Raw genomic sequence first — 13514 nt, 5'->3', positions numbered from 1 at the left:
AAAAATGGCAATTAATATTCAAACAAACTTAAATAATACAGAAAAACTAGTTGAAGCACCAGAATTTATTGAATTTTTCAAACAATCAAATAGTCCATGAGCAAACTTTTTTCCTATTGAAATAGTTAATTCTACTAAAATAGAATTTATTATTAAAGTTCCGAAAGACCCATCAATTAAAGTTATTGCATGAAATGATAAAAGTCAAAGAATAGATGTAACTTATGCACAAACTGATACTATTCCAAAAATAATTGAAAAATTATATGTTGCTGGTGAAACTATTGCAGCAGTTGACTTAAATGCTGAAAATGGACAAAATTTATTAGAAAGTATGCAATATGAAGTCGCTAATGATTTAGCAGATAAATTAGCAACTGATGATATACAAGTAATTAGCGATAACGGAACTAAAGTAATAATTAGTGACACATCACCAACAGGGCATATACAGGCAATGTTATCTGCTTGAAATACTTTATTTCAATTAAGAAATAGTGCAAATTGTCGTTTCTTTATTACAAATAATCTTTATGATACTATTGTTTATTTGGCTAATAATAAAGGTTTAATTACAGATAACCAAATTGCTCAACAACTAAGATTAAATGGTAATGATTTATATATAAAAGGTGTATTATGTCAAATTGTAATGGATGATTATATGACATTTACTGATAGTGAAAATAAAAAACAAATTATACCTTTTATTTTAGCAACACCAAGAGCAATGAAAAGATATATGTTACAACAAACAATTGTTTATGTTCAAGAAATTGCTGATGGCAAACTTGGTAGAGCATATAAAGTTGGTGGTGAAGTACTAGGTCAATCAATTCCTTATATGTCAAAAAAAGAAACAACATCACGTTGAATGCTATGTGGAATTATTACTAAAACAGATTTAAGTAGTAAACTTACAATTTTAACAACTGATATTACTGCTAATACGAATAGAAAAAATCAATTACTAGATACAGCAATAAAAAATGCAAGAGAAATTACTGGTTTGAATCCAGCATTAGATTTAGTACATGCAAATATTAAATATTTTAGTGATGCACAAGGCAAAACTGATGTAAGTAATCAAAATCAAAAAGCAGGAGATTTATATGTAATTATTACTGCAGATATTAATGATGCAAATTATCAAGGTTCAACAAATCCTATAAAAATAACTCTTAAATAATAAGGACATTAATTATGCCTATTGGTACAGCAAATACAGCCACACTCTTAAAAATAAATAAACCCAAACATACCAGAATTAGTCAACAACAAGAACATAAAAGTTTATGATGAGAAATTTTAGAAATGATTGGTGTACAAGTTATAGCAGTAGCACTTGCTCCTTTTACTGGTGGTTTAAGTGAAGATTTAGCACTTGGATTAGGTGCAAGTGATTTAATTGCTAGTATTAGTGCTGTTGGTGTAGAATTTTTAACTGATTTTACTATTAATCAAGTTTATGATTATTTAAAAGGAAATGTAACACCATTAAATACTTTTTTTAATATATTACCAGCATTTGCTGGACTTAATAAAATTAGTCGTGGTTATCGTACAACTAAATTTATTAAGTTAGCACAAAAAACTAAAACATTAGAACAAGTTGGTATTAAAGAAGCAAAAAACTTACAAGAAATTATTAGTCAAGTAAGTGGAAAAGAAATTTAACAGATAAAATTATTGGTAATAAACGTTATTTAATGAAGTATAGTTTTACTCCTAATCGTGAAACAGTATTACGAGATTTAGGATATGTTGCTGAAAGACAATATAAGAATAATTTTCAAAAACTAGAAACAGAAAAATTAATGGAACACTTATTATTACAAAATACATTAATAAAATTAAGTCCACAATTAACTCCTAAATTTAAAATTAAAGATATTGAAAAAGCAAATAACTTTTTAAAAAAATTTAATACTGATTTAAAAGAAGTATTAAAAATGAATCAACATGATTGATTAAATTTAGTTCATACAATACATACAGAAAATAGATATGGAAAAACTTTAATTTTAGATTTACAAAAAATTCGTGCTAATGCTATTAAATTTAATTTTAAAAATAATGTTATTCATCAACTTGTTTTAAAAGCAAATCAAACTTTTAAATATTTTGATATTAGATTTTATTTAAAAAAAGGTTTAAATAAATTTTGAAAAGATACACCATATTTTGAAAAAATACGAGAAAGTATATATAAATTACAAGAAAAATTTGAAAAGTTAGAAAAACAAGTATTTGAAAAAATTCAGAAATTAAAAGACAAAGCAACTGATTTATTTACTAGTGCAGAAAAAAGAGCAATTAAACACGCACAATTAATTCCATTAAATTCACCAGTATTTATGGGTTGTAAAATTCAACCTTTGTCATTAGATAAATGTGCAATTACTATTTATCATCGCAATCCTAAATATAACCCAATTACAGTTGTTGATAGTATTCTTAAAGCAAAAACTTTTGTTACTCAAATACATCCATTCCATTGATATCGTTGATATAGTGGTTGATACATTGGTTATGGAGTTAATCAAAATAAATGATTAAAAGCAATAGCATTTGCTCCACCAGTGGTGCAACAAGTAATTAGAGATAGTTTTAAAGTATATAGAGAAATATTTAGAACTATTAGAACTTATCATAAAGTAGTAAATGTTATTAATAATCCTATTGAAAATATTAACAAATCATTTAAAAATGTTGGTTTAAAATTTAGTGTTAATACTTTATTTGGTACTGGATTATTACATCATTTAGAAAAGTTTGCATATAGTCAAGTTGTAACAAAAAGTAAGAAAAAAATAAAATACAAAAAGAAATTGAACATATAACACATAAAAAAACAAAAAAACATACTCATCATTATAAACAAGCATTTTTTAAGGAATGATAAATTATGATTAATAAACTTTGAACTGATGTCAGTCTTGAAAATTATAATAACTGATATCCATTAACTGGAAAAATTACAGAAACTCCACAACAATATATACAAACATGATCAAATATTAATGATTGATTTATAACTTTTGCTATTCGCGCGCAAAATGATATTAATGCTTATCTTGATTTTATTTTATCTAAATTTCCTTTTGATAGTTTTAAAGATGAATTAATTAAAGAAACATTAAGAGATATGGTTTATGTTATGGTTGAACATTGAGTATTTAATCGTACACCAATTGAATTTAATGTTGATGCTACTATTCAATTTAATAATGGTAATCAATTTAGTGCAAATAGTACTCCTACAATTAATGTTTGAGATTTAGCACCTAGTAGAATGAAAATATGAGCAAGATTAACAGAATTAAAACAAATATTTTCAAGTTATAATAATGATGAAATAGATGTTGAAAAAATTGACTTAAAAGCATTTTATACTAGAAATCAAGTTGATGAATTAATTAAAGAACAAAAAGAATTTACATTATTAAAACAAATTAAATTATATGATGATTTAGTTGATGATAATGAAAATGAAATATATAGAGGTCCTATTAGTAAATTTGTTAATAAAGGTTATGTTGCAACTGGTTATGATAAAGAAACTGAAACAATGATTTTAGATTGACCAGATGAAATTGGAACATTACCACCAGAAGCATTACAAAATAATCCGCAAATTGGTGATTTTACTCATGCACCAACTTGTGATTTTTCTGCTAAACAACAAAAACGAATTACTACTAATGAAAATGAAATTACCAAATTAAATAGTGAATTAACTAAAACAAATGAAAACATTGATGATATCAAAAATAATTGATTTAATATTGAAACTAGTCCTTTATGAAAAAAAGTTGAAAATAATAATATAGAAATGTTGAAATGATATTTTATTAAAATCAGTTATCACTATTCAACAGAAAATAACTTTATGAAATTTTATAAAATAATTAAAATTTATTTAAATAATATTTTTCATGAATTTGAATTGTTAAATGTTGATTCCATGACTTATAAAGAACAAATACAAAATGAAAATATTTTAAATATTGGAACTATTTACTATGACAATAGAAATAAAAAATTTAGTGGTGGAGGTAATTCCTATCCTGAACGTGGAAAAATTAATTTAATTGGTGATATACAAGAAATATATCAATATCAAGGAATAGATACACCAACTGAATTTATAACAGAAGAAAGTACTGAACATGATTATTACACAAAACTAGAAACTAATAATTTATTAGATAAAAAGCAAAATATCAATGATGATGCTTTACAAAAAGTTTCTAAACAAATAGTTCCTGCAATTAATGAAATCAATAATAAAATTCCTAATTTATCTGATTATTATAAAAAAGAAGAAGTAGATAAAAAATTAGAAGATGTAAAATCACAATTTCCTATTGCATTTCAAATAAATGCTATTAGTGCAGAAATTCCTAATTTAGAAACTACTGATAAAACTATTGCCGGTGCTATTAATGAATTAAAAGAAAAAATAAAAGATAAAAAATTTTCAAATGATTATTTTAAATATAATACTGAAACAAATGAAATTGCATTAAATGATGAAGAAAATTCATTACTTTGTAAAGATTTATTAGAAAATAATGAATATAAATTATTAAAAACTCAAAATAAAAAATTATTACAAGCAATTAATGAAATATTAGAAAAACAACCACAACCCAGTCCAAGTGGTTCAAATTGAAAAGAAGTAGGTAAAGTCGTAGTAGATAAAAATAATATTACACATATAGAATATATATTTAAAGATAAAACACATTATAGAATATATTATAGTTTTGGTGATTATACTAGTAAAGAAAATAATAAAAATTATAGTTGACAAATAATTAATTTTTATTATCAATTAGATACAAATGTTTTAAAAAGTAGTTTATGAATATCAAATAATAATGTTAATGCGGATACTGAAATTAATATTTATAATAATAGAATAATGCGGGGTATGGGTAGAGATTATATTTTTAAAAAATTAGAAGAATTACAGGAATAATATTATGTTTTTTAAAATTATAAAAATTATTTTAGGTTTAATAGGAGTAATTTTATCATCAGCAACAGCAGGTTTAATTATATTTATTATTATAAAAATTGTATTAAAAATTAATCAAATATTTTAAAAAAAGGTGGTGAATATTATGTTAAGTCTATTTAAAAGAAAAGAAAAAAGTAATATTAGTGATAATCAAAATGAAAAAGTAAAATTTTTAACTAATAAAAATAAAAGTACTCATGCTTCAATTTTAAATTATTTTGGTTTTAATGATTTTAACCATGAAACTTATTTCACTGATTTTGTAGCAGAAAATAATGCTAATTTATATAATGCTCCATTAGATATTAATAATGAAACTATTAAACAATATTTAATTCAACAAGAATTTTACAGAAAAAATTGAAATTCAATTTTTAAATTAAGTAAATTAGGAATTAGTGCTTATTTAATTTATATTGCTAATGATGACTTATATTTTCAAGTAGTAGATATACAACAAAGAGTTTATGATATTACTGGTAAATTAATTGAATGTACTATTTTTTATGATAGTTATGAACAAAATGCACAAATGGTAAGATTATTTGAAGTTTATACATTAAATAATGAACAAATAACTATTAATCGTGCAATTTATAGTATTAGTGATAATAAAAAACAATTTCCATTAGATTTTAAATCATTCATTAATAACCCTAATTTAGCACAAGAACAAACACTAAATATTAACTATATACCAATAGCAATTATGAGAAATAAAGCAAATGAGCTAGCAGATTGTAATAAAGTAATGGATAAAATTAAAGCATTAGATGTTATTTATGAACAAATTGTTTTAGATACTATTTTAAACTCACCTAAATTTATATTTAGTCAAACTTATGGCAATGTTCAATCTTTAATAGAAGACGCAGTAAGAACATTAGTTACTAAAAATTACATATTTAAAAGCGGTGGAGATAATAATGAACAAAACGAAAATATCAATATGACAAATAGTAATTTTAAAGGTAAAAATTTAACTGATATATATGATTGAAATGTTAATGAAATATTTAAACGTTGTGGTATTCATATACCAAGTCAAAAGAAATCAGCACAACAATCAGTTCCCGAAAGTACAGCAGTAAATATTTCAACTATTAATTATATTGAACAAAAATTATGACAATTTAATATTGATATTCTTAAATTTATTCAAATATTAGTAAGTGTAGATAAAGATTTATTAAATAGTAAAACATTTAATATTAATGATGATCAAGAAATTAATAATTTAACAGTTAAATTAAAATTATTTAATCCCGAAAATAACCAATTAATAGGAGAGAACAATGGAAAACAACAACAAACCACAAACGAAATTTCCACAGAAACAAACTAAACTTAATCAAGCAGAAGTAGAAAATGATTATTTAATTGATAACATTCCTTATGACTTTACTAATATGATGCGTGCTACTAGTGACCCAGATATTAATAGAGCATATGATGAATTTAAAAAAAGAACGATATATATTTATGAAATTGAACGTTTATTTAAAAATAATGAAAATAATAGTTTAAAATTTTCAGCAAATACTATTAAAATAGGTTTTATTGATATTGATAAAGTATTAAAAACTACTGCTGTTGAAACATCTGATTTTACTATGCAATTAAATCAAAGAGCAAGTACTAATATTAATGATAATACAATTGAATATAGTATGACTGATATTAAAAATTTAATATTTCAAGAAATAAATTTATTAAATCAATTTAAGTTATGTGCAGTTAGTATAAATGAACCTTTAACTGAAAATAATATTGATAATTTATATATAATTAATAATTATTCACAACCTTATCAAAATCCAAAAACTAGAAGTACTAAAAGTATAACTATTATTAAAATTAAAGATTTTAAAACAAGAGATGGTTATCCAATCATTATTAAATTACAAAAACCATTAGATAAAGATACAAAAGTTACTGGTTTAAAAATTAAAGCCCCTAGAAGCATGATTTTTGGCAATATAAAGGTACTTGGTGAAGTTGACAATATGGAAGTATACCCAAAGTTATTTGTTAAAAATAAGATAGCATTTCCGCTGTTATCAATGCCTATTGAAACTCAACCAAAAGTTAGAATTTTACAACAATGATTTAGTGAGCAAATATTACCTTGAAATTTAGCAAAACAATTTATCGGACAAGAAAAATCAGTTTTAGATTTAATTAAAATTAGTAGTGGTTCTGTAACAAGAAGAGAAGTTATTAATAATGCAAGAATAACTCATGCTTGATTAGGATATGAGTTTAGTAATGTTTTAGGTGGTAAATGACCATTAAAAAGTCAAAAAGAATTAAAGGATAAAGAAGTTTGAGATTTTGTAGGTGAAAGTCAATTTTATAGTTATATTGCAACTAATAATAAATTTAATGATATTGAAATTGAAATTAAAGATGCACCAACTATTGATAGCTTACAACAATTATTATTAGATATGCTAAGTTATACCTATAATTATAATCGTAATTTTGATGGCGCAGATTATGATGATAAAAATGAAATAGCAAAATTACGTGATAAATTCTCAGGTCAAAAACCTGATGAAGTTATTACTAATTTATTTAGAAAATGAGAACTTGATTATCCAAATTACATAAATTTGCAACAAGTTAAAATATTTAAACAAGTATTTATTATGTTATCAAAGTATATTTATTCAACATTATCAATAAATAAAGGTCTAAATGATGATAATAAAATTTTATTACCTTATTATTTTGAATTAAAATCAAATCCTATACATTCTAATAAGGATAATAGTTGAAAATATAAAGATGTAAAAGTAATACTAAAATCTGAATATTTTGATTTTACAGATATGAATAATATTAAATTAAAAAATAATGATATTAGTCAAAATGAATTATTTAAACTTGATGATAATCAATTTAATTGATTATCTATTACAAATGAATTAGAAAGCAATAATATTCCGTCATTAATTCCAGCAGATTGAACATTAGGAAATGGCGAATATGGAAAATACTTTACAAGAGTAATTATTAGTAACAATAAAATTGAGAATGCTTTAAATTTATATGGTTCAAATAAATCTCAATTATTTTCTAAATTAGAATTTTATGAAGAGATATTACAAATTGATAATAAAAATGAATTTGAATTGCAAATTAAAAATCCAATTAATAATTTAAATCGGATTGAAATTAGTGGAATATTTGGTGCTGGTAATTATTATTTAATTTTAATAACTGACAAACAAGAAATAAACTTAACTAATATTAATTTATTTGACAAATATAATGAAAATATTTCTTATATTAATTTAGAAATTTAAATGTTATTTATTAAAATAACCATATGGATAATTGCCATCTCATGGTATATCTATTCTTTCAATAGTATCTCCACCATTATAAAATTTTGTTTTTTTAGGATTATCAGCAAAGTATATTTTAAATTCACTTTTTATAGAAACTGAAATACCATGAATGTCAGACATTCATATTTTCTGAACACCCATTATAGGTTTTTTATATGAATTTAAATAATATTTAAGTCCACTAAGATTATGGGTAAGCACCTCCCATGATTAATCCTATTGTTCCAGTTGTAGCACCAGTTAGTGCTAATGCTAATGTTATTTTACTTAAATTTGCTTTTATTCATGTTTTCATATTAAATTACTCCTTTTTTCCTTGATTTTACTTATAAACTGTACTATTTTTGATTATTTTTACAAGTACGTTTTTAAACGCAAAATAACGCCTAAATAAAAGGCGTTTATTTTGTGATACCTATACTATTAATGATATTGTAGTTGTTTATTATATGGCAAATGTGAAGATGCTTTTTTTCACAGTAGCATTATTTTTACCCCTAATTACATTTTTATATGGATACAATGCATAAAATAATCCATCATACGGGTCTTGATACATATTTTTATCAGGAATGTTAGTTTTGGTTTGGTCATAACGTAATTCTTCTAAACATTGAGTAGTCTTTGGTAAATCATCTTTATTTGCATAAAAGTTTCCATAACTCATAATGTTTCTCATTCAAACTACTCTATTAGTTAATCCTGCTTCTTGATTTAAATTTGAAGCATGTTTAATAGCAGTTTGTGTGATTAAAATAGTATTATGTTCATCTATTAATTTTTGATTTAATCAATCAATGGCAGTTCGTGCTTTATCATCATAAAAATAAATTGCTTGTTCAAAATTTTCAAAATTATCAATTAATCCTAAAATTTCATTAACATAAGCATTAATTTTTTCATTTTCATTTATAAAATCATTTGGAGTAACTACTAATTCACAAATAATATAAGCATCATAATAACCAGTATTATTATATTCTTTAAAACCCACTACTATAAATACAGTATGGTCTTTATGACCAGTTGCTCAATCCACACCAACTGAATAAAAATCAAATTTATACATATCTTTTTTTGAATTATAAAATTCTTTTAAATCATATGGTTGTCAGCACTTTACAGTTTTTTGAAATGGGAAAATTGTTGCATCACTATCTAAAAATTCAAAACCATAAAAAACAGTATTAAATTCATCAGGATTACTTTTTTTCATTTCTAATAATGTTCTTTTTTGAATATCTGGTAATTTATTTCAAAATGGTTGAATAGTAAATCTTAAAACAAATAAACCTAAACCACTAAACATATCTTGATTTTCATAATAAATTTTGCCATTTTTTTTAAGATTTTCCATCACTTTATCATTTAATGGTAAAAATGGCGTACAGTATTTTAAATAAAATGGATGATATTTATCATAAGGATTACATGTAAAAGTAATAAAGAAACTTTTATAAAAATAGCGAGTAATTTTTTTTCCAAAATTAGGACTATATATATTTTTATCAATAAACGTTCAACTTCATTCTTTAATAGGTTCTTTTGATACTTTAATACGATTACTTCTAAACATAGAGTTTTGTAAACGTTCATATCGATATGTTAATTGCTTTTCTGTTAGTGTTTCTTTTTCTTCTGCCATAATAATTTCATCTGTTCTTGAACCTAAAAAACTTGAACCACCGGCTTCTTTTCCAAAAATCTTATTACCATTAGCATAACCAATAAAGTCAATTTGTTGATTATTAGGAAAAATAATACATCCACCATCCTTAGTTATTTTTCATTTAATACCATGTGGATTATTAGGTAATAAATTAATATTATATGTATCTAATAAAACTTGACAAACATTCATTAAAGCACCAATTGTAGTTTCACTATGAGTATTTTCATATCTTCTTACTTCTTGAACACTACTATCACTAAAATTACAACATATAAATAAATCAAATGCTAAACAATTTCAAGTTTTTCTTGTTCCACGTGCTGTTGGTACAAAACGATAAAAACAATTGGTAGTAAAATATTCTGCTCATTCATCACCAACAAATTCTTTAAAAATATCCCAACTAAAACCATAATTATTATCACTAAAATTAAGATTATATTTTTTATTTAATTGTACATAACTAGTGATAAAAGCCATATTTACTCCTTATTTTTAAAAAAAATTAAACTTAAATTATTAACAAATAAAATTTTGAAAGGAACATTAAAAATGTTTATATTACCATTTGTAAATCATTTTGATTGAGACAAACACAATTTTAATCAAGATGAATTAAATTTACAACAGACAGAAGAATTATTTAAAAAAATAGATGATTATTTATGAAATGCATGTGATAAATCTGTATATAAGTCATATAGATTTAGAAAAAGAAAATTAAAAACAAAAAAAGGTTTATTAACTTATAAACGACGTATTTGTACATATTATAACCCAAAAACACAAAAAATGGAATTTCTTTCATTGTTAGATAATTATCTTGGTGTTAAAAAATATAGTAAACTTGCACCTAATGTTATTAAACAAATTTTGAAATATTTTGCAGATGGTAAAAAGTATCATGATGTTTGTGATACTTTTATTGAAGGTTTAATAAGTAATAGTACAGTTTGTAGAACATATAAAAAGTTTCAATTACCAAAAGCCAATATCCTCAAAATACCATTACAACCATATCAAAATTTATATGTAAATATTGATGATGGACATAGAAAATTTAAGTTTAATGAAAAACATAATACTAAAAATTGTAAAAAATGTTCAATGAGATTATTAGTATTTTGTACTGGTAAAAAGAAGAATGGAAAATTAATTAATAAAAGAGCTGTATGTAAAATTAGAGTATCAAAAACAGAAATTGGTGCTGAAAAAACTGCCAAATTAATTGAAAAATATGGTAATTTATTTTTTGAAAATTTTGACCAAGCAAATTTAATAGTTTGTGGAGATAGTGCAAAATGAATTAGAAAAACTGCTACAATTTTAAATGCTAAATTTATTTTAGATAAATTCCATGCTTTTCATGTTTTATTTCTTGGCATAATGGCTGGAAGAAGAAAAAATAAAATTGCTAAATTACACTATCAAAATGCAATAAATTTATTTTCCAAAGGTCAATATTATGAATTAATTGATTTTTTACAATCATTGACTTTACAATATAAAAAATTAAAAGTTGGTTATTTTGTTAATGCAAAAGATGGCGTATTAAATCAAGCATTAGTTGAAAATATTGGTTGCTTTACTGAAACTAATATTAAACAAATTTTAAAGCATATGATTGGTGATAGAACTTATAACATTGATATGTATACCAAAATGGTTAATTTTAAATGTTATCAAATAAATACAGCAATACAATTATTATAAATTAACCATTTCAATTTAAAGATAACTAAAAATAAAATAAAACTTATTAAAGTAAAATTTAATAAGAATTTTTGAGTTATAAAAGTAAGTATTATTGTTGACTAATATTTTACAAGTGTTAAGATTAACATACAATTGCATATTGATTCTCGTCTAATCTTATAATTTAAAGACAAGTTTGAATATTATTGACAACATCGGTACGCTCCCAATTAGGGAGCGTACCGAAGATGTCGATAACTAAAAAGTTTTAAAAATAGCTCCTTTCTTTTTTAAATCCTTAAATTAAAAATAAATGACAAAAGATGAGAATAAAAATCTTGTCTTTTTTTGTAATTGTAAAATTTTAAAATTTTTAATAACCCTCTTTAACGCTATTATCAACACGTGTTAGGGAACTAAAAAAGTGAACTACAACACAGTTGTTAAAAATAGTAGCTAGCATGTGGACTTGCATGGATAAATAAAAAGTGGAGTGATACCTAATAAAATATACTAACCATTTAATGGTAATTCTTGGGGTGGGAGCGGATTGGAAACTAGTATATATAGACCTGCTTAGGGAACCTACTATATTAATTCTATTCTTTATTTAACCAACCTTGCCACTCACCAGTGAGCAAGTGTTGGTTTTATTTTTTATTTTTTTTGAAAAATTTTTGGGCGAGAAAATAAATTTCAAACTTGTAAAAAAAATTGAACCGGCACCGCTCAATGTTTTTTAAAATTTCACAATTTATTTTTGAGCCCAGAATTTCTGGAATGAATAAAACTAATAATAGTATTATTAATAATTTAAAAATCAAAATATATGTCCTTTATGCTAGAAGCAACAGGACATATTAGGAAAGGATTATTATGCAAATAGAATTTAAAAAAGAACAAATTGTTAAAGATAAACCACAATCTATTCTTATTGATTATGTTGAATATAAATTATCACTTCCAAAATGAATGATTAAAAATAATTCTTTTATTGTTGATAATAATTACACATATTGGGTTTTTAATTCTGAAAATATTAAAAGAGAATTAAATGGTGATGAATTAACAAAATTATTAGAACCATATATTTCTGAACAGAAAATAACTGTTAATAAACCAGAAACACCCAAAGAATATTATCTTAATGATATAAAACTTGAACCATTAACATTTTATGAACAGCATAATAGTTGATTTATTGGTGAAATAACTGATAGTAAAACAAAGATTACTAATCCTTGTTTTAAATATAATGTTACATGAGAAGAAAACAGAAAAGGTTTTAAACTAAATAATCCATATAACCATAATGATTTGTCAATTAATTATATAGTCACTTCTTATAAACATATTTTAACTCATAATGAAAAGATATTTTATTTATAAAGAAAAAAACTATGAATAATAAAAATAAAAAATGTGAATTAAGAGTTTGTATGGATAAAGTTTGAAAAGAATGTATTAATAATTCTACTAAAACTATTAAATATAAAAATTGACCAATACCTTATTTAATATGTGACAGTTGTTATAACAAAATACCTAAATACCTTAAACAAACAGCAAAAATAATTGAAAAGGATGATTTACATAATGGAAAAAAAGATTATTGAATATAAAGTAGGATTAATCAAACAAATTGATAGTTTACAAAAAAATAATTTAGTTTGTGGACATAAAGAGTTTATCGAAGAATGTAAATATTGCTGAAGTAATTGTGATTTAGAAATTATTAAAACAATTGTTAGAGGTTAATTTG

Annotated in this window: 11 protein-coding genes; 9 read left to right on the top strand and 2 right to left on the bottom strand. The window is 23.0% G+C overall.

What is annotated here, in order from left to right; all coding sequences use genetic code 4:
- The first annotated feature begins 4 nt into the window (after positions 1 to 4).
- From AACK94_RS07045 to AACK94_RS07020, 6 genes are all read left to right on the top strand, one after another.
- Positions 5 to 1189: a hypothetical protein gene (locus AACK94_RS07045; RefSeq protein ID WP_338975556.1), complete on the top strand. Its 1185-nt coding sequence runs from the start codon at positions 5 to 7 to the stop codon at positions 1187 to 1189.
- A 14-nt stretch (positions 1190 to 1203) separates the two neighbouring features.
- Positions 1204 to 1677 carry a hypothetical protein gene (locus AACK94_RS07040; RefSeq protein WP_338975652.1) on the top strand — a complete coding sequence of 158 codons (474 nt, stop codon included), beginning with the start codon at positions 1204 to 1206 and terminating at the stop codon, positions 1675 to 1677.
- A gap of 32 nt (positions 1678 to 1709) precedes the next feature.
- Complete coding sequence (locus AACK94_RS07035) at positions 1710 to 2843, top strand: hypothetical protein (RefSeq protein ID WP_338975651.1); 1134 nt, start codon at positions 1710 to 1712, stop codon at positions 2841 to 2843.
- A gap of 65 nt (positions 2844 to 2908) precedes the next feature.
- Complete coding sequence (locus tag AACK94_RS07030; RefSeq protein WP_338975590.1) at positions 2909 to 4987, top strand: hypothetical protein; 2079 nt, start codon at positions 2909 to 2911, stop codon at positions 4985 to 4987.
- Between the two features lie 145 nt (positions 4988 to 5132).
- Entirely contained in the window at positions 5133 to 6374 is a 1242-nt protein-coding gene (locus AACK94_RS07025; RefSeq protein WP_338975553.1) for a hypothetical protein, read from the top strand.
- On the top strand, positions 6325 to 8340 hold the full coding sequence (locus AACK94_RS07020) for a hypothetical protein (RefSeq protein ID WP_338975552.1): 2016 nt from the start codon (positions 6325 to 6327) through the stop codon (positions 8338 to 8340). Before AACK94_RS07025 ends, AACK94_RS07020 begins: the two co-directional genes overlap by 50 nt.
- A gap of 3 nt (positions 8341 to 8343) precedes the next feature.
- On the opposite strand, the gene AACK94_RS07015 is transcribed toward AACK94_RS07020, so the two are convergent.
- Both AACK94_RS07015 and AACK94_RS07010 read right to left on the bottom strand, forming a co-directional pair.
- The gene (locus tag AACK94_RS07015; protein WP_281749131.1) at positions 8344 to 8586 is read right to left on the bottom strand and encodes a hypothetical protein; all 243 of its coding nucleotides are present in this window, start codon (positions 8584 to 8586) and stop codon (positions 8344 to 8346) included.
- A 244-nt stretch (positions 8587 to 8830) separates the two neighbouring features.
- The gene (locus AACK94_RS07010; protein WP_338975593.1) at positions 8831 to 10537 is read right to left on the bottom strand and encodes a hypothetical protein; all 1707 of its coding nucleotides are present in this window, start codon (positions 10535 to 10537) and stop codon (positions 8831 to 8833) included.
- 72 nt (positions 10538 to 10609) lie between these two features.
- Between AACK94_RS07010 and AACK94_RS07005 the strand changes: the two genes are divergently transcribed.
- The 3 genes from AACK94_RS07005 (at position 10610) to AACK94_RS06995 (ending at position 13510) form a co-directional block, all read left to right on the top strand.
- Positions 10610 to 11770, top strand: a complete 1161-nt coding sequence (locus tag AACK94_RS07005) for an Mbov_0401 family ICE element transposase-like protein (protein WP_338975594.1) — start codon at positions 10610 to 10612, stop codon at positions 11768 to 11770.
- Positions 11771 to 12628: 858 nt separating this feature from the next.
- A complete protein-coding gene (locus AACK94_RS07000) occupies positions 12629 to 13141 on the top strand; it encodes a hypothetical protein (RefSeq protein ID WP_338975225.1) in 513 nt (170 codons plus the stop codon).
- 207 nt (positions 13142 to 13348) lie between these two features.
- Entirely contained in the window at positions 13349 to 13510 is a 162-nt protein-coding gene (locus AACK94_RS06995; protein WP_338975224.1) for a hypothetical protein, read from the top strand.
- The last annotated feature ends 4 nt before the right edge of the window (positions 13511 to 13514 follow it).

Origin of the sequence: Spiroplasma endosymbiont of Monopis laevigella (assembly GCF_964019975.1) — a bacterium.
In the GTDB taxonomy this organism is placed as follows: domain Bacteria; phylum Bacillota_I; class Bacilli_A; order Mycoplasmatales; family VBWQ01; genus Spiroplasma_E; species Spiroplasma_E ixodetis_A.
This window is presented reverse-complemented; position numbering and strand designations above follow the sequence as displayed.